The organism is Allobosea sp. UC22_33, assembly GCF_042700715.1.
Taxonomy (GTDB): Bacteria; Pseudomonadota; Alphaproteobacteria; order Rhizobiales; family Beijerinckiaceae; genus Allobosea.
In genome coordinates, this window is the sequence record NZ_CP170556.1 from 4,842,687 (window position 1) to 4,858,626 (window position 15,940).

Sequence of the window (15,940 nt, forward strand, 5' to 3'; positions counted from 1 at the left end):
AGCAGGATGGCGGGTTATCGTTAACGCAGGGTCAATCGACCGCCGGGTGACTTACTTTGCGATGCTTTTTGCAAGGTATGGCAGGGCTGTCGGCCCCGAATGCCCCGCAGTTGTCCTACGGCGACTTGCAGTGTAAGGGGGCCTTAGAGTCATCCACGGCGGAGGCTTGGGGCAGGCGCAGGGGAGATCCCGCGCTCGGATGTCGTCCGCCATCACCGATACCAGACGGGAGCACCCGCAGCATGTCCGCTACGTTCGAGACGGTCGCCGGCATCATTTCCGAGACCTGCGATATTCCGCGGGAGAAGATCACGCCGCAGAGCCACGCGATCGAAGATCTCGGCATCGATTCCCTGGCTTTCCTCGACATCGCCTTCGCGATCGACAAGGCCTTCGGCATCAAGCTGCCGCTGGAGCAGTGGACGCAGGAAGTCAACGAGGGCAAGGCCCCGGCCGAGCAGTATTTCGTGCTCGAGAATCTCTGCAAGCGCATCGACGATCTCGTCGCCGCCAAGAAGGCCTGAATCAGCCAGGCCTGATCGCCTTCCGCCGCCGCCGGACTTGAGCCGGCGCGCGGCTCCCGATAGAGCATAGGGGCCGTTGCGCGGATCGACCGATCCGTGTCGCGGCCTTGCGCCGTTCTGGCGCCCAGCAGGCTTAAGGATCGCATGCGCCTCGAATATTTCGACATGATCGACAGGGTCGTGACCTTCGATCCGTCGCAGAAGCGCATCGTGACGCGCTCCACCGTCCCCGCCGAGAGCCCGGTCTTCGAGGGCCATTTCCCCGGCCACCCGCTGGTGCCCGGCGTGCTCCTGACCGAAACGATGGCGCAGGCCTCGGGCTATCTCCTGCTCGGCCTCAACGGCCTCTCGCAGATGCCCTTCCTGATGACGGTCGACAAGGCGCGCTTCCGCACCTTCGTCGAGCCCCGCACCGAGCTGGAAGCCAGCGCCGAACTCATCATCGAGGGTTCCGGTTACGCCGCCACCAAGGTGAAGCTGACCAGCGAAGGCAAGCCGATCTGCGATGCCGAACTGCGCTTCCGCCTGATGCCTTTCCCCGCCGATATGCGCGCGCTGATGCTGAGCCGCATCGCAGCTATCGGCCTGACGCCGGAGCCTGCCCCATGAACCGCCGCGACGTGGTCATCACCGGCATCGGCATCGCCTCCAGCCTCGGCGAAGGCGTCGAGGCTCATGCCGCGGCGCTCGCAGCCGGCGGCCCTCCGGCCGTCGATACCGAGAGTTTCAAGCCCTATCCGATTCATTCGCTCAAGCCGCTCGAACTCGATCGGCAGATCCCGAAGAAATCCGACCAGCGCCAGATGGAGCCCTGGCAGCGGCTCGGCGTCTACACCGCCGGCCTCGCCCTCGACTCGGCCGGGCTGAAGGACGACGCCGAGGCGAAGAGCGCCCTGCAGGTCATCGTCGCCGCCGGCGGCGGCGAGCGCGACCATGCCGTCGATGCGGCGATCCTCGAAGGCTTGCGTGGCGCCAACGATACGGGCGCCTTCCTCAACGAGCGCCTGATGGGCGATCTCAGGCCGACGCTCTTCCTCGCCCAGCTCTCCAACCTGCTCGCCGGCAATATCGCCATCGTCCACGGCGTTACCGGCCCGTCCCGCACCTTCATGGGCGAGGAGCAGGCCGGCGTCGACGCGGTCCGCACCGCCCATGCCCGCATCGCTTCCGGCCAGTCCGACCTGATGCTGGTCGGTGGCGCCTATAATGCCGAACGCCGCGACATGCTGCTGCTCTTCGAGCTCGGCGGTTATCTGCATCGCGATGATTTCAAGCCGGTCTTCGAGCGCGAGAGCGCACCGGGCCTGATCACCGGCAGTGCTGGCGCCTTCCTCGTGCTGGAATCGGCCGAGCGCGCCGCCGCCCGTGGCGCCAGGGCCTATGCGAAGCTGAGCCACACCGGCGCCGCGCGAAGCCGTCGCGAAGCCGGCACGGTCCAGTCCGCCTTGAACGGCCTGCTCGGCGGCTTCGGCCCGATCTCGGGCAATGCTCTTGCAATCTCCGCCGCCACTGGCTGCGCCGGCATCACCGCTGAGGAAGCGGCCGCCATCGCCGCCGCGGCGCCTTCCGCCAAGCGCATCGCGACCGGCGATCTCGTCGGCCATGGCGTCGAGGCGGCTTTCCCGGTTTCTGTGGCGCTGGCGGCAATCGCCCTGTCAGCCGGGCAGGCGAAGGAAGCGATCGTCACCGGCGCCGGCCACTGGCGCGGCGAGGGCGCCGCGCATCTCGTTCAAGCGTGAAGGTAAAGCCATGACCACGCATCGCGACGCCAAGGGCCGTCCGCTCGTCGCCGTCACCGGGCTGGGCGTCGTCACCTCGCTCGGCCAGGGCAAGGAGACCAATTGGCAGGCTCTGACCGCCGGAAAATCCGGCATCCACCGCATCGATCGCTTCCCGACCGAGGGCCTGAAGACCAGCATCGGCGGCACCGTCGATTTCCTGTTCGACGGCCCGTTCACCGCCCCCCAGCTCTCCGAGAAGCTCGCGACGCTCGCGGCCGAGGAAGCCGTCGGCCAGAGCGGCATCGGCACGAAAGGCGATTTCCCCGGCGAGCTCTTCATGGCCGTCCCGCCGGTCGAGATGGAATGGCCGCAGAAGCAGGAAATGGCCCGGGCCACCGCGGGCGAGGCCGATTACGACGGCCTGCTGCGCACTGCCGCGACCGGCCAATTCCGGGCGATGCACGAACTCTTCGTCTTCGGCGGCGTCGCCGACCATATCGCCGACCGTTTCGGCACCAAGGGCTCGCCGATCTCGCTCTCGACCGCCTGCTCGTCGGGCGCTACCGCGATCCAGATGGGCGTCGAGGCGATCCGCCGCGGCGATACGCAAGCCGCGCTCTGCATCGGCACCGACGGCTCGATTCATGCCGAGGCGCTGATCCGCTTCTCGCTGCTCTCGGCCCTCTCGACCCAGAACGATCCGCCGGAAGCTGCGGCCAAGCCGTTCTCGAAGAACCGCGACGGCTTCGTCATGGGTGAAGGCGCCGGCGCCCTCGTGCTGGAGGATTACGACCACGCGCTGGCGCGCGGCGCGACCATTCTGGGCATCGTGGCCGGCTGCGGCGAGCGCGGCGACGGCTTCCACCGGACGCGTTCAAGCCCGGACGGGAAGCCCGCCATCCTCGCCATGCAGGATGCGCTGGCCGATGCCGGCCTGACCCCCGACGATGTCGACTATATCAACGCCCACGGCACCTCGACGCCCGAGAACGACAAGATGGAGGCGATGAGCTGCGCCGCCGTCTTCGGCGAGCGCATGGCGAGCCTGCCGATCTCCTCGAACAAGTCGATGATCGGCCATACCCTGACGGCGGCCGGCGCTGTCGAAGCGGTCATCTCCTTCATGACCATCGCCAACGGCACGATTCCGCCGACGATCAACTACGTGAATCCCGATCCGGCCATCGCGCTCGACGTCGTGCCGAACACGGCCCGCAAGGCGAAGGTCAGGACGGTGATCTCCAACTCCTTCGGCTTCGGCGGCCAGAACACCTGCCTCGTGCTGACGGCGCCCCCGGAGGCCGCATGACAAAAGTTCTCGTCACCGGCGGCGCCAAGGGTGTCGGCGCTGCGATCGTGCGCGCGCTCGCCGCGGCCGGACACGATGTCGACTTCACCTTCCGCTCCTCTGCCGAGCAGGCGAAGGCGCTGGCCGAAGAAATCGCCGCGAGCCACCCGGGCCGCAGCATCGTCGCACTGCCGCTCGATCTCTCCGACAAGGAGGCGCTCGACGCCTTCTGCGAGGCACGCGAGGGCGAGAACTATTTCGGCTTCGTCCACAATGCCGGCCAGCCCTATGATTCGCTCGCCGCGATGATGGCGCAGGACAAGGCGGAAGCCGCGATGCAGGTCAATTTCTGGGCCTTCACCCGCCTCGCCAAGAGCCTGATGCGCGCCATGATCCGCGCCCGCACTGGGCGCATCGTCGCGATCGGCTCGGTCGCGGCGCTGCGCGGCAATCCCGGCAACGCGGCTTACGCGGCCTCCAAGGGCGCGCTGATCTCCTATGCCAAGACGCTGGCGGTCGAGACCGGCAAGCGCGGCGTCACCGTCAACGTGATCGCGCCGGGCTTCGTCGACACCGACATGATGGCGCCCTACGCCGCCTATCGCGACAAGATGCAGGCGCAGATCCCGGCCGGCCGCTTCGCCAGGCCGGAAGAGGTCGCCGGCCTCGCCGCCTTCCTGATGAGCGAGCCCGCCGCCTATATCAGCGGCACGGTCCTGCCGATCGACGGCGGCCTGACAGCGCAGCTCGGTATTCACCGCTGAATCGACCGAAACAGCCTTTCGTGATACGGTTCACTCCGAACCGGAGTGAACCGACATGACGGCAGCCTTCACGATCCGTCTCGACGACGAGATGCTGGCCAAGCTCGACGCGCTCGCCGCCGATACCGACCGCTCGCGCAATTGGATCGCGGCAAAAGCGATCGAAAGCTATATCGAGCTGAACGCTTGGCAGATCGAGCAGATCAAAGCGGGCTTGGCCGAGGCTGACCGCGGCGAGTTCGTCACCGAAGCCGATCTCGATGCGATCGAGGCCGAGATTCAGGCCAAGATCGGCCAGCAATGAGGATTGTCTGGACTCCGAGAGCCCAGCGCAATCTGCGCGACGTCGCACGCTATCTGACCCAGTTCAATCCGTTCGCCGCCCTCTCCATGATCCGCACGATCCGCGCCGCGCCGATGCAGCTCCTCCACCATCCAGCCAGTGGTCGTCCCGGGCGCATCGAAGGCACGCGCGAACTTGTCGTTCCCGGGACATCGTACATCCTGCCCTATCGCGTGTATGACGATGCGGTCCAAATCCTCGCGGTCCTCCATACCTCCCGGCAATGGCCGGACCAGCTCTGAAAGCGTTCGAAACCCATGCGTTCCCTCCAGCTTCATGGCGACCGTGACCTCCGTCTCGAGGAGATCGAGCCGCCGCCGCCGCCGGCTCCCGGCGAGGTCCAGATCCGCATCAAGGCGGTCGGCCTGAACTATCTCGACCTCTGGGGCTTCCGCGGCATGGCCTTCGCCAAGCGCAAGATGCCGCAGGCGGCGGGCGTCGAGGCGGCCGGCGAGATCGTCTGCGTCGGCGAGGGCGTCACCGGCTTCGCGCCGGGCGACACCGTCACCGCCTATGGCGCGGACACTTGCGGCCAGTGCAAGGCCTGCCGCGAGGGCCGTGACAATCTCTGCGAGAACGTCGCCGGGATCATGGGCTTCCATATCGACGGCTTCGCCCGCGAAGTGCTGAACCGCCAGGCCCGCCTCACCATCAAAGCGCCGAAGGGCGTCTCCTTCGAGGACGCCGCTTGCGCGCCGATCGGCTTCGGCACGGTCCAGCACATGCTGTTCGACAATGCCAAGCTGGAGCCCGGCGAATCCGTGCTGGTCCATGCCGGCGGCTCCGGCATCGGCACCGCCGCGATCCTGATGGCCAAGGCGATCGGTTGCACGGTCTACACGACGGTCGGCGACGACGAGAAGGGCGCCAAGGCCAAGGCGCTCGGTGCCGATCACGTCATCAACTACCGCGAGGACCGGTTCGAGGGCGTCGTGCGCAAGCTCACCGGCCGCAAGGGCGTCGATGTCGTGTTCGAGCATGTCGGTGCCGACACCTGGAACGGCTCGCTGCTCTGCCTGAAGCGCGGCGGCCGGCTCGTCACCTGCGGCGCGACCTCCGGCCCCTCGGCGACGATCAACCTGATGCAGCTCTTCCAGCAACAGTACCGGATCACCGGCTCCTTCGGCTGCCGCATCGAGAACATCGCGCAGTCGCTGGAGAAGATGGCCGGCGGCATGAAGCCGGTGATCGACTCGGTCTTCCCGCTCGCCGAGTTCGAGAAGGGCCTTGCCCGGATCGAAGGCCGCAAGGTCTTCGGCAAGGTTGTCATCGCCTTCTGAGCGGGACCTCTTTCCCGCCAAGGACTTGACGCCGGGGCGTTCCTGCCCCAGATCGCCCGTTCAAGGCCCGGTCTTGCTCTCGGCACGGGCGAGCTGAAGCATTTTCAAGCGAAGTGGGCACCGGGTCGCGTGAAGAAAATGCGACCAAACAAATGGGCAGAGCAAGTGTGCGTTGCGCAGCGACGCGGACTTGCTCTGGGGCAGGACCGACCTTGAGACGATTGAAGGCTATCGCCGCGCGCGCCGGCGCCGCGGTGATGATCGGCGTGATCCGCGCCCTGTTCGGCTTCCTGCGCCTGCTCGGCCCGGAACGCGCCAGCGATCTCGGCGGCTGGCTGTTGCGCAGCGCAAGCCCGCTGATCCCGGTCAACCGCGTCGCGCTGGCCAATATCCGCGCCGCCTTCCCCGAGAAGGACGAGGCCGAGGTGAAGCGCATCGCGCGCGGCGCCTGGGAGAATCTCGGCCGCGTCGCCGGCGAATACGCCCATCTGAAAACGCTGTTCGATTACGACTACCTCAATCCCGACAAGCCATCGCGCGTCGAGGTCAAGGGCATCGAGCACTTCATCGCGCTCAAGGACGACGAAAAGCCCGGCCTGATCTTCTCGACGCATCTCGCCAACTGGGAACTGCCAGCGATCTGCGCCGAGGCTTATGATCTCGAAACCACCGCCGTCTTCCGGGCCCCCAACGACCCCGCGATCGCCGCCGTGGTCCACGAGATCCGCTCCGGCGCGATGGGCGGGCTCGCCGCGGCAAAACAGGGCGCGGCCTTCGCCATGCAGGGCGTGCTGGAGAATGGCGGCCATCTGGGCATGCTGATCGACCAGCATTTCACCCGTGGCGTGGTTGTGCCGTTCTTCGGCCGTCCGGCCCTGACCAACCCGATCATGGGCAAGTTCGCCAAGCGCTTCGAATGTCCGGTCCATGGCGTGCGCGTCATCCGCCTGCCGAACCACCGCTTCCGGCTGGAGCTGACCCCACCGCTCGACCTGCCGCGCGACGCCAATGGCGAGATCGACGTCCAGGGCGCGATGGCGATGATGACGGCCGTGGTCGAGGGCTGGGTGCGGGAATATCCCGAGCAATGGCTCTGGATGCATCGTCGCTGGCGGCCCAACATGATCTCGGCTGCGGCGCGCGAGGCCTTCGATCACGCCAGCGCGACCGTGCCGGTTTTCAAGGCAACGTGATTTCCCTCGCGCGCTGATTGCAGGCTTTGGTAACCTCAGGAAAAGAAGTCGTCTGCAGAGTCCAGAACATGTTCCCTCGCCCGCGCCATCTCGCAGCGACATTTGCCGCTTTTGCCGTCGGCATGGCTGCGGCACAGGCATTGGCGCAAACGCCCCCGAGGCCGCTGAAGGCGGTGATCGAGCTCTTCACCAGCCAGGGCTGCTCCTCCTGCCCGCCGGCTGATGCGCTTGTCGTCGAACTGGCCAAGGACCCCGAGCTGATCGCGCTCACCCTGCCTGTGACCTATTGGGACTATCTCGGCTGGAAGGACACGCTCGGCAAGGATTCCTTCGCCCGGCGCCAGAAATTCTACGCCAAGGCCCGCGGCGACGGGCAGGTCTACACCCCGCAGGTCGTGATCAACGGCGCCGCCCATGCGATCGGCTCGGAGCGCGCGGAGATCGAGAAGACAGTCAACCAGTTCGCGGCGACCGGCTTCACCGCTCGCATCGCCTTGAAGGAAGAGAACGGCGCTCTTCAGATCCAGGTCACGCCGACCGGTGACGAGAGCGCGGCCACGGCCGGCATCTGGGTCCTGCCGACCACGCATCAGGCGGCCGTACCGATCACGCGCGGCGAGAACCAGGGCCGCACGCTATCCTATGCCAATGTCGTGCGCGGCATGGTCCGTGTTGGCGACTGGACGGGTAAGGAAACGACCGTCACCGCGCCGCTCTCCGCCACCCAGGCGCCGGAGGCCGATGGCTATGTCGTCGTCGTCCAGGCCGAACGCCCGAACAAGTACGGCCACATGATGCCCGGTGCCATCCTCGGCGCCGCCAAGGGGCTGGCGAAGCGCTGAGCGTTTCAACGCTGCAATCTACAGCAGGATCACCTTGTTCGAGAGCTCGTCGACATCGCCGGGCACGGGCGGCACATGCTGCCCCAGTACGGTCCCGACCGAGCCAACGGCCGCGATCAGCCCTTCCGTCAGGCGACCCTCGCGCGCGGCGGCGAGCAGCGGCTCGATGATCCCGCGCCAGGTATCCTTCTCGACCAGCCCGTCGATACCGGTATCGGCCAGGATCTCGGCATAGCGCTCCTGCAGCGCGATATAGAGCAGCACGCCGGTGCGCCTCTTCGTCCGGGTCAGGCCCCGCGCCGTGAATTCCCGCAGCGCTACGTCATGCGCCCGCCGCCGCTTGACGAAACCGGGCACGAAGCGCCCGCCGCGGCCGTACCAGAGCAGGCTCGCCAGCAGGCCGACGGCACAGATCAGCTGAATCAGGAAGATGCGCGGCGCGCTCATCACCGTCAGCCACAAAAGCGGCCAGGGCACGAACAGCGCGAGCGTCAACGCCAGCATCACCGGGATCGTACGATAGCTCGAGGCTGCCCGGTCGATCACCACGACGATCTCGCCTGCAGTCAGGCTCTCGGCGCGCCGCACCGCCTCCGCGATCGCATCTCTGTCGGCTGAGTCCATTACCAGTCTCCCGAAGCTCCGCCGCCGCCGGATGAGCCGCCGCCACCTGAAAACTCGCCGCCGCCCGAGCTCCAGCCGCCTCCACCACCGCTCCAGCCCGAGCTGGAACCCGAACCCGTGCTCCAGCCCGTGCTCTGCGGCAGCGTCACCCATTGCCCGTTGCGCAGGCGGTGCCGGCGCGCGCCGCCCTGCTGGCTCAGGCCGCGCAGGAAGGCGACGATGAACAGGAAGATGAAGATCATCGCGATGATCACCGCGATATCCTCGCCCAGCGTGCTCTCGTCGGAACGCACCTCGGCCTTGCGCTGCCATTCCTCGGCATCACCAGCGAGAATGGTCAGGACGGCGTCGACCCCGGCCTCGATTCCCCCGGCGAAATCGCCGGTCTTGAATTTCGGCGCGATCGCCGTGGTGATGATGACCTTGGAAAGGGCATCGGTCAGCGCCCCTTCAAGGCCGTAACCGACCTCGATGCGGACCTTGCGCTCCTTCGGCGCGACGATCAGCAGCGCGCCGTTATTCTTGGCCTTCTCGCCCAGCTTCCAGTGCCGGAACAGCCCGTTGGCGAAATCCTCGATGGTAATATCCTGCAGCGAGGGCACCGTCGCGACCACGACCTGGTCCGAGGTCTTGTCCTCACACGCCTTGAGCTTGTCCTCGAGCCGCTGCCGGACATCCGGTGCCAGCAGGTTGGCGCCGTCGACGACCCGCCCGGTCAGGGCGGGATAGGTCGGCTCGGCTGCAAATACGGGAAGAGCGCAGAGCAGAAAAAGGAAGAATGCGGAAACACGACGTAGAAACCCTCTCCCACCCGGGAGAGGGTTTCCGCGCGCCTTTTCCGGCAACCTCGTCACAGCTTCAGAACTTCACCGCCGGCGGGCGTTCCGCTCCGGCGGTCGCCGTGAACGTCTCCATCGGCTTGGCACCCCAGAATAGTTTCGCCCAGATCACGCCCGGGAAGGTGCGGATCTCGGTATTGAAGGCCTGTACCGCCTGGATGTAGTCGCGCCGGGCCACCGCGACGCGGTTCTCGGTGCCTTCGAGCTGCGACTGCAGCGCGAGGAAATTCTGGTTGGACTTCAGCTCAGGATAGCGCTCGACCGTAACGAGCAATCGGCCCAGCGCGCCGGTGAGCTGGTTCTGCGCGTCCTGGAATTCCTTGAATTTCGCGGGGTCGTTGATGGTCGAGGCATCGACCTTGACCTGGCTCGCCTTGGCGCGGGCCTCGACCACGGCGGTCAGAACCTCGCGCTCCTGCGCGGCATAGCCCTTCACGGTCTCGACGAGGTTCGGAATCAGGTCGGCGCGGCGCTGATACTGGTTCTGCACCTCGGACCAGGCCGCTTTGGCCTTTTCCTCCAGCGTCGGCACATTGTTGTAGCCGCAGCCGGCGAGCACGACGCCGAGCATGCCGAGAATGAGCCAGGAAAGCGGCCGGCGAAGTTGGGTCACAAACGACATGCCGAAAACCCCTTTTGGCAACGTCAGAACAATCGATTCGGACCTTACCCGCCAGCGCCCATCGATCCAAGCTGTCACGCCGCGACGAATGGCCTATCCTGCTCTCCTCACCGGAGCTTCGCCCATGCGCCTGTCTCTCTTTCTCACCTTGTCACCCGCCCTCCTGGCCGCCCAGATCGCCATCGCCCAGCCACAGGCACCCGCCCCGGAGGCGGCAACCGGGCGAACCGTCAAGACACTCGGAACGGCCCAACGCTTCATGGCCGCCGCCGCCAATCCCCTAGCCGCGACGGCCGGGCGCGACATCCTGCGTGCCGGCGGCAGCGCGACGGATGCCGCCATCGCGATCCAGCTCGTCCTCAATCTCGTCGAGCCGCAGAGCTCCGGCATCGGCGGCGGCGCCTTCTTCGTCCATTGGGACGAGGCCGGCCGCAAGGTGACGACGCTGGACGGCCGGGAGACCGCGCCTGCCGCCGCCAAGCCCGACCGCTTCATGAAGGACGGCAAGCCGATGCCTTTCCGCGAGGCCGTGGTCGGCGGCCGCTCCGTCGGTGTCCCCGGAACGCTGAAGCTGCTGGAAGAGGCGCATCGCCGCTGGGGCAAGCTGCCCTGGGCCGATGTCGTCGCGCCCGCCCTGAAGCTGGCCGAAGAGGGCTTCGCGATCTCGCCGCGCCTCAACGGCTTGCTCGCCGGTGAGAAGGACCTGCCCAGAAACGCGCTCGCCGCCGCTTATTTCTACGAAGCCGACGGCAAGGCCAAGGCCGTCGGCACCATCCTGAAGAACCCGGCCTTCGCGGCGACGCTGCGGGCCGTGGCAGCACAGGGCTCGGATGCCTTCTACAAGGGACAGATCGCGGAGGACATCGTCGCGACGGTCACCGGCCACCCGACCAATCCCGGCGATATCACGCTCGCCGATCTCGCCGGCTACAAGGTCGAGGAGCGCGAGGCGGTCTGCGGCGCCTACCGGGCCTGGCGCCTCTGCGGCATGGGCCCGCCGAGCTCGGGCGCCGTCGCCCTCCAGCAGATACTCGGCATTCTCGAAGGCCAGGACCTGCGCCGGATGGGACCGGGCGCGGATGCCGCGCACTGGTTCAGCGAGGCCGGCCGGCTCGCCTTCGCCGATCGCGCGCTCTATCTCGCCGACCCCGCCTTCCTCAGCGTGCCCGTGAGCGGCCTGATCGATCGCGATTATATCCGCTCGCGCGCCGGACTCGTCAGCCCCGAGCGCTCGATGGGCCGCGCCAAGCCCGGCGATCCCCCGAACAAGCGGGCGCAGCTTCTCGCCCCCTCCGACGGCATCGAGAACGGCACCAGCCATATCTCGGTCGTCGACGCCGATGGCAACGCCGTCGCCATGACCACGACGATCGAGGACGGCTTCGGCTCGCGCCTGATGACCAAGGGCGGCTTCCTGCTCAACAACGAATTGACCGATTTCAACTTCGCGCCGGAGGAAGACGGCAAGCCCGTCGCCAACCGCGTCGAGCCCGGCAAGCGCCCCCGCTCCTCGATGGCCCCGACGCTGGTCTTCGATGCCTTCGGCCGGCTCTATGCCGTGGTCGGCTCGCCCGGCGGCAGCCAGATCATCGGCTATGTCGGCAAGACGCTGGTCGCCTTGCTCGATTGGAAGATGGACCCGCAACAGGCCGTGGATTTCGGCAATTTCGGCAGCCGCAACGGCCCGACCGAGCTTGAGAAGGGCACGGAGGCCGAAGCCTGGAAAGCCGCGCTGGAGGCCAAGGGCCACGAGGTCCGCTTGCTGGAGATGACCTCGGGCACGCAGGCCATCGTCAAGACGCCGGAAGGCTTTCTGGGCGGTGCCGACGGCCGCCGCGAAGGCGTCGCGATCGGAGACTGAGCGGTATTACGGCTGTGCCGGGCGCTCGCCGCCAGCGCCGCGTCCGGCGATCAGCCAGTAGACGAAGCCCGTCGCCGCGCCGACCAGGAAGAGGCCGGAGATGATCTGCAGCTCGACCGGGCTCGGCGCGCGCGACAGGCGGAGCATCGCGAGGGGCAACAGGGCTGCCAGCAAACCTGTGAAGCCGCTCTGGAGCAGGCCGCTGCGCAAACGAAAAAGCTCCGAGCCGACCGCGACCAGCACGACCGGCGCGACGATGATCGCCATGCCGAGCTTGCCGATCAGGGCAAAGGCCGCCTGAGCGGCCGGCGCCGGATCGACGCCGCTCTCGGCCAGCCCGAACAGGATATCGATCAACCGCTCGATGCCGCCGCCGATCAGCATGGCCACGGCCGGCGAGGCGACGCTCGCAGCGCCCAGGAAGAACACGCCCGCCCCCATCGCGACGAGGCAGGCGAAAGGGATCAGCAGAATCCAGCGCAGCAAGGCTTACTCCGCCGCGACGGCCGGAGCGTCAGCCTGCGCCTCGTCCAGCATCAACCGGGCGCGGGCAGAGAGCTTCTCGGTCTCGCTCTTGAGCTGGCCGCAGGCGGCAAGGATGTCGCGCCCGCGCGGCGTGCGTACCGGCGAGGCATAACCGGCGCGGAAGACGATCTCGGAAAAGCGCTCGATCCGGTCCCAGTCCGAGCACTCGTATTTGGTGCCGGGCCAGGGATTGAACGGGATCAGGTTGATCTTGGCCGGGATGCCCTTGAGCAGGCGCACGAGCTCGCGCGCCTCGGCATCGGAATCGTTCACGCCCTTCAGCATGACGTACTCGAATGTGATGCGCTTCGCGTTCGAGAGCCCCGGATAGTTCCGGCAGGCCTCGAGCAGGTCCTTGATCGGGTATTTCTTGTTGAGCGGCACCAGCTCGTTGCGCAGCTCGTCGCGCACCGCATGCAGCGAGATCGCCAGCATCGTGCCCATCTCCTCGCCGAGCGGGCCGATCTGCGGCACCACGCCCGAGGTCGAGACGGTGATGCGCCGGCGCCCGATGGACAAGCCCTGATCGTCGGTGATCACGCCGATCGCGTCGCGCACGCCGTCGAAATTGTAAAGCGGCTCGCCCATGCCCATGAAGACGATGTTCGAGACGAAGCGCCCGCCATCGTTCGGCACGAAGGCGCCTTCCGGCGGCCGGCGGTTCGGGAAATCGCCGAGCCGGTCGCGCGCCACCATCACCTGGGCGACGATCTCCTCGGTGGTGAGGTTGCGCACCAGGCGCTGCGTGCCGGTATGGCAGAAGGTGCAGGTCAGCGTGCAACCGACCTGGCTGGAGACGCAGAGCGTGCCGCGATCGACCTCGGGGATATAGACGCATTCGATCTCGGCGCCGCGGTCATGCGGACCGGTCGAGGGCATGCGCATCAGCCATTTGCGGGTGCCGTCGGTCGAGACCTGCTCGGCCGTGACGCTCGGCAGGTCGAGCGAGAAGTGTTCGGCGAGCTGCCCGCGCAACCCCTTGCCGATCGTCGTCATCGCGTCGAAATCGCGCACGCCGTAATGGTAGATCCAGTTCCAGAGCTGGCCGACGCGCATGCGCCGTTCCTTCTCGGGCACGCCGATCTCGGCCAGCGCCTCAAGCAGACCAGCGCGGGTGCGCCCGACCAGCGAGGGGCGTCGCAAAACAGGTTCGGCCGCCGGAGCGGCGGTAGCGGGAACGGATGCGGTCATCGGAGCTCTGTCGTCGCCCATTGGGGAAGGCGCGGGATTTCGCGGCTCCCTAGCACAATTCGGCGAAAATCGGAAATTGCGTGATTCGCAGGCGCCATCCGCCTAGGGCGAATGCCCCTCGAATTGCGGCAGGTCGTCGGTGATCTCGTACCAGGGCGCCTTCGAACCGACGAAGATGTGATGGCTGGGGCGGATGCCTGGCGCGTCTTCCAGCGTCCCCAACGCGACATGGACATAGGCCCCGTCGCGGACCACCGAGAACAGCAAAGAGCCGCAACGGCCGCAATGCGCATCATGCGCGTCGGGTTCGCCGACGATCAGCAGGCCATCCGCGCCTGCGATCACCGCAAGTTTCCTGCGCTCGATCCCCGCAAAGGGCTTGAAGGCCGATCCGGTGGTGCGGCGGCATTGCGAGCAATGGCAATTGGCGGCGTAGCGGAAGGCATCCGCGACCTCGAAGCGCGACTGCCCGCAATAGCATCGGCCTTTCAGGCGGCGTTCCGAAGCAGGTGCGTCGGAAACCATCGCCTGAGGCGCCTTACTTGCAGGCGTCCTCGGCCCGCTTCACGATCTGGCTGATGCCGGCGAGCGAATACTTGTCGCTGGTCGGGTTACCGCGCTTGGACGTGCCCTTGATCTCCAGACCGGAGCCGCGGCGCAGCGCGTCGAGCATGCGCGGCTCCTCGGCCGGGTTCTTCAGCCACATGTTCTGGCCCTTGGCGACCAGCGCGAAGCGTTCGTTGCCGATGATCGCCTGATGCTCGACCCCTTCCTTGAGGTCGAAATTCATCACGAAGCTGATCTCGTTGCGCACGCCCTCGCCCGGCCGGCTGGAAACGAAGAGCAGGCCCTCGACATCCTTGAGATTGGTCGGGATCCGGGTCTCGGCCTTGGACAGCGCATAGCAGACCTTGGAACGGCCCTGCTGCGAGGAGAAGGCCTGCCATTTGCCGGCGCTTTCCAGCAGCATGGCCTGCCCCTGGCCGGGGCTGGCGGCGGCAGCGGTCGCCGCGGCGGGCTTCGGCTTGGCGGGCGCGGCCTCAGCCGGCAGCGTGGCCACGCCGAAAAGGCCGGCGACGAGGCCGAGCGCGATGGCGGAGCGGGAAAGAGCGGCGTCGCGGGTGGGGAGGAACGAGCTGATCATGGACCGCCATCAGTCACTAAAAATCTTAATACCGCGTTTACCACCTGTTGATCAGGCGCATTCACGCGGGGACGGCGGCATAGAGTGTCACGATCCTGGCGAAAATGCGAATGGCGGCAGGGCGGTTCCGTGTCGCTTCCGGCCATGCCAGAATCGGAACGGATGACGACGAAGGCGGATCGACGATGAAGGCCCTGCTCTGCGACCACCACGGCCCGGCCGAGGAACTGGCGATTCGCGACCTGCCCGATCCGGAGCCCGGCCCCGGCGAGGTCGTCGTCGCGGTGAAGGCCGCCGCGCTCAACTTCTTCGACACGCTGATCATCCAGGGCCGCTACCAGACCAAGCCGGCCTTCCCCTTTTCGCCCTCGGCCGAATGCGCGGGCACGATCAGCGCCGTCGGCGAGGGCGTGACCGGCTGGCAGGTCGGCGAGCGCGTCGCGGCCTGGCTGGGCTACGGCGCAGCGCGCGAAAAGGTCGCCGTCTCCGCCGATCAGATCATCCGCATTCCCGACCGGCTCGACGATGCCCAGGCCGCCGGCCTCTTCGTCACCTATGGCACTGCCATGCACGGGCTGATCCAGCGCGCCGGGCTGAAAGCCGGAGAGCGGCTCGCAGTGCTCGGCGCCTCCGGCGGGGCGGGACTGGCAGCCGTCGAGATCGGGGCGCTGCTCGGCGCCCATGTCATCGCCTGCGCCTCCTCGCCCGACAAGCTGGCGCTCGCCCGCGAGCACGGCGCACAGGAGGAGATCGATTATGCGCGGGACGACATCCGCGCCGAGTTGAAGAAGCTCACCGAGGGCCGCGGCGTCGACGTCCTCTACGACACGGTCGGCGGTGAACTGGCCGAGCCGGCTCTGCGCTCGATGGCCTGGGAAGGGCGCTATCTCGTTGTCGGCTTCGCCGGCGGCGAGATTCCGAAGATCCCGCTCAATCTCCTGCTCTTGAAGGGTTGCGACCTGCGCGGCGTGTTCTGGGGCCAGTTCGTCGCGCGCGATCCGGCCGGCCACCGCCGCAACATGGAGCGCCTGCTGGAATGGGCGGCGGGCGGCCATATCCGCGCCCATGTCCATGCCACGATCCCGCTCGAGCGCTGGACCGAGGCCTATGCGCTGATCGCCGACCGCAAGGCCAAGGGCAAGATCGTGCTGACGCTGTAGAATTCCGCGTCATTCTCGG

At 67.1% G+C, this 15,940-nt stretch carries 19 protein-coding genes; 12 read left to right on the forward strand and 7 right to left on the reverse strand.

What is annotated here, in order from left to right:
- Positions 1–242 precede the first annotated feature (242 nt).
- The 10 genes from ACFJGT_RS23405 to ACFJGT_RS23450 all read left to right on the forward strand — a co-directional run bounded on the left by ACFJGT_RS23405 (position 243) and on the right by ACFJGT_RS23450 (position 7,955).
- A complete protein-coding gene (locus ACFJGT_RS23405) occupies positions 243–524 on the forward strand; it encodes an acyl carrier protein (protein ID WP_047580420.1) in 282 nt (93 codons plus the stop codon).
- Between the two features lie 144 nt (positions 525–668).
- On the forward strand, positions 669–1,133 hold the full coding sequence (locus tag ACFJGT_RS23410) for a 3-hydroxyacyl-ACP dehydratase FabZ family protein (RefSeq protein ID WP_377843182.1): 465 nt from the start codon (positions 669–671) through the stop codon (positions 1,131–1,133).
- Positions 1,130–2,263, forward strand: coding sequence for a beta-ketoacyl-ACP synthase (locus tag ACFJGT_RS23415; protein ID WP_377843187.1), 1,134 nt, complete (start codon positions 1,130–1,132; stop codon positions 2,261–2,263). The genes ACFJGT_RS23410 and ACFJGT_RS23415 overlap by 4 nt, the downstream gene beginning before the upstream one ends.
- Before the next feature lie 10 nt (positions 2,264–2,273).
- Entirely contained in the window at positions 2,274–3,554 is a 1,281-nt protein-coding gene (locus tag ACFJGT_RS23420; RefSeq protein ID WP_377843190.1) for a beta-ketoacyl-ACP synthase, read from the forward strand.
- Positions 3,551–4,297, forward strand: a complete 747-nt coding sequence (locus ACFJGT_RS23425; RefSeq protein WP_377843193.1) for an SDR family oxidoreductase — start codon at positions 3,551–3,553, stop codon at positions 4,295–4,297. Before ACFJGT_RS23420 ends, ACFJGT_RS23425 begins: the two co-directional genes overlap by 4 nt.
- A gap of 55 nt (positions 4,298–4,352) precedes the next feature.
- A complete protein-coding gene (locus ACFJGT_RS23430; RefSeq protein ID WP_377843196.1) occupies positions 4,353–4,601 on the forward strand; it encodes a CopG family ribbon-helix-helix protein in 249 nt (82 codons plus the stop codon).
- Positions 4,598–4,882 (forward strand): type II toxin-antitoxin system RelE/ParE family toxin, encoded by a 285-nt coding sequence (locus tag ACFJGT_RS23435; protein ID WP_377843199.1) that lies wholly within the window; start codon positions 4,598–4,600, stop codon positions 4,880–4,882. The genes ACFJGT_RS23430 and ACFJGT_RS23435 overlap by 4 nt, the downstream gene beginning before the upstream one ends.
- Positions 4,883–4,897: 15 nt before the next feature.
- Positions 4,898–5,920, forward strand: a complete 1,023-nt coding sequence (locus tag ACFJGT_RS23440; protein WP_377843203.1) for a zinc-binding dehydrogenase — start codon at positions 4,898–4,900, stop codon at positions 5,918–5,920.
- A gap of 212 nt (positions 5,921–6,132) precedes the next feature.
- Positions 6,133–7,113 (forward strand): lipid A biosynthesis lauroyl acyltransferase, encoded by a 981-nt coding sequence (locus ACFJGT_RS23445; RefSeq protein ID WP_377843206.1) that lies wholly within the window; start codon positions 6,133–6,135, stop codon positions 7,111–7,113.
- 68 nt (positions 7,114–7,181) lie between these two features.
- Positions 7,182–7,955: a DUF1223 domain-containing protein gene (locus ACFJGT_RS23450; protein ID WP_377843209.1), complete on the forward strand. Its 774-nt coding sequence runs from the start codon at positions 7,182–7,184 to the stop codon at positions 7,953–7,955.
- A gap of 18 nt (positions 7,956–7,973) precedes the next feature.
- On the opposite strand, the gene ACFJGT_RS23455 is transcribed toward ACFJGT_RS23450, so the two are convergent.
- Genes ACFJGT_RS23455 through ACFJGT_RS23465 form a run of 3 tightly spaced genes read right to left on the reverse strand, consistent with a single transcriptional unit; the run spans position 7,974 to position 10,040 of the window.
- Positions 7,974–8,579: a TPM domain-containing protein gene (locus ACFJGT_RS23455; protein ID WP_377843214.1), complete on the reverse strand. Its 606-nt coding sequence runs from the start codon at positions 8,577–8,579 to the stop codon at positions 7,974–7,976.
- Positions 8,579–9,424 (reverse strand): TPM domain-containing protein, encoded by an 846-nt coding sequence (locus ACFJGT_RS23460; RefSeq protein WP_377849053.1) that lies wholly within the window; start codon positions 9,422–9,424, stop codon positions 8,579–8,581. The genes ACFJGT_RS23455 and ACFJGT_RS23460 overlap by 1 nt, the downstream gene beginning before the upstream one ends.
- 13 nt (positions 9,425–9,437) lie before the next feature.
- Positions 9,438–10,040 (reverse strand): LemA family protein, encoded by a 603-nt coding sequence (locus ACFJGT_RS23465; RefSeq protein WP_377843219.1) that lies wholly within the window; start codon positions 10,038–10,040, stop codon positions 9,438–9,440.
- A gap of 124 nt (positions 10,041–10,164) precedes the next feature.
- Here ACFJGT_RS23465 and ggt point away from each other — a divergent pair, with 124 nt between their 5' ends.
- Positions 10,165–11,901, forward strand: coding sequence for a gamma-glutamyltransferase (ggt, locus tag ACFJGT_RS23470; RefSeq protein WP_377843222.1), 1,737 nt, complete (start codon positions 10,165–10,167; stop codon positions 11,899–11,901).
- A gap of 6 nt (positions 11,902–11,907) precedes the next feature.
- On the opposite strand, the gene ACFJGT_RS23475 is transcribed toward ggt, so the two are convergent.
- The 4 genes from ACFJGT_RS23475 to ACFJGT_RS23490 form a co-directional block, all read right to left on the reverse strand.
- Positions 11,908–12,387 (reverse strand): hypothetical protein, encoded by a 480-nt coding sequence (locus ACFJGT_RS23475; protein ID WP_377843225.1) that lies wholly within the window; start codon positions 12,385–12,387, stop codon positions 11,908–11,910.
- Positions 12,388–12,390: 3 nt separating this feature from the next.
- A complete protein-coding gene (rlmN, locus tag ACFJGT_RS23480) occupies positions 12,391–13,617 on the reverse strand; it encodes a 23S rRNA (adenine(2503)-C(2))-methyltransferase RlmN (RefSeq protein WP_377843228.1) in 1,227 nt (408 codons plus the stop codon).
- Positions 13,618–13,719: 102 nt separating this feature from the next.
- Positions 13,720–14,142 (reverse strand): GFA family protein, encoded by a 423-nt coding sequence (locus tag ACFJGT_RS23485; RefSeq protein ID WP_377843235.1) that lies wholly within the window; start codon positions 14,140–14,142, stop codon positions 13,720–13,722.
- A gap of 13 nt (positions 14,143–14,155) precedes the next feature.
- The gene (locus ACFJGT_RS23490; protein WP_377843239.1) at positions 14,156–14,761 is read right to left on the reverse strand and encodes a hypothetical protein; all 606 of its coding nucleotides are present in this window, start codon (positions 14,759–14,761) and stop codon (positions 14,156–14,158) included.
- 185 nt (positions 14,762–14,946) lie between these two features.
- Here ACFJGT_RS23490 and ACFJGT_RS23495 point away from each other — a divergent pair, with 185 nt between their 5' ends.
- On the forward strand, positions 14,947–15,921 hold the full coding sequence (locus ACFJGT_RS23495) for an NADPH:quinone oxidoreductase family protein (protein ID WP_377843242.1): 975 nt from the start codon (positions 14,947–14,949) through the stop codon (positions 15,919–15,921).
- Positions 15,922–15,940: the final 19 nt, after the last annotated feature.

Coding starts and splice junctions, on each gene's coding strand:
- ACFJGT_RS23405 (WP_047580420.1), top strand. CDS start 243: ATGTCCGCTACGTTCGAGACGGTCGCCGGCATCATTTCCGAGACCTGC.
- ACFJGT_RS23410 (WP_377843182.1), top strand. CDS start 669: ATGCGCCTCGAATATTTCGACATGATCGACAGGGTCGTGACCTTCGAT.
- ACFJGT_RS23415 (WP_377843187.1), top strand. CDS start 1,130: ATGAACCGCCGCGACGTGGTCATCACCGGCATCGGCATCGCCTCCAGC.
- ACFJGT_RS23420 (WP_377843190.1), top strand. CDS start 2,274: ATGACCACGCATCGCGACGCCAAGGGCCGTCCGCTCGTCGCCGTCACC.
- ACFJGT_RS23425 (WP_377843193.1), top strand. CDS start 3,551: ATGACAAAAGTTCTCGTCACCGGCGGCGCCAAGGGTGTCGGCGCTGCG.
- ACFJGT_RS23430 (WP_377843196.1), top strand. CDS start 4,353: ATGACGGCAGCCTTCACGATCCGTCTCGACGACGAGATGCTGGCCAAG.
- ACFJGT_RS23435 (WP_377843199.1), top strand. CDS start 4,598: ATGAGGATTGTCTGGACTCCGAGAGCCCAGCGCAATCTGCGCGACGTC.
- ACFJGT_RS23440 (WP_377843203.1), top strand. CDS start 4,898: ATGCGTTCCCTCCAGCTTCATGGCGACCGTGACCTCCGTCTCGAGGAG.
- ACFJGT_RS23450 (WP_377843209.1), top strand. CDS start 7,182: ATGTTCCCTCGCCCGCGCCATCTCGCAGCGACATTTGCCGCTTTTGCC.
- ACFJGT_RS23455 (WP_377843214.1), bottom strand. CDS start 8,579: ATGGACTCAGCCGACAGAGATGCGATCGCGGAGGCGGTGCGGCGCGCC.
- ACFJGT_RS23465 (WP_377843219.1), bottom strand. CDS start 10,040: ATGTCGTTTGTGACCCAACTTCGCCGGCCGCTTTCCTGGCTCATTCTC.
- ggt (WP_377843222.1), top strand. CDS start 10,165: ATGCGCCTGTCTCTCTTTCTCACCTTGTCACCCGCCCTCCTGGCCGCC.
- rlmN (WP_377843228.1), bottom strand. CDS start 13,617: ATGACCGCATCCGTTCCCGCTACCGCCGCTCCGGCGGCCGAACCTGTT.
- ACFJGT_RS23485 (WP_377843235.1), bottom strand. CDS start 14,142: ATGGTTTCCGACGCACCTGCTTCGGAACGCCGCCTGAAAGGCCGATGC.
- ACFJGT_RS23490 (WP_377843239.1), bottom strand. CDS start 14,761: ATGATCAGCTCGTTCCTCCCCACCCGCGACGCCGCTCTTTCCCGCTCC.
- ACFJGT_RS23495 (WP_377843242.1), top strand. CDS start 14,947: ATGAAGGCCCTGCTCTGCGACCACCACGGCCCGGCCGAGGAACTGGCG.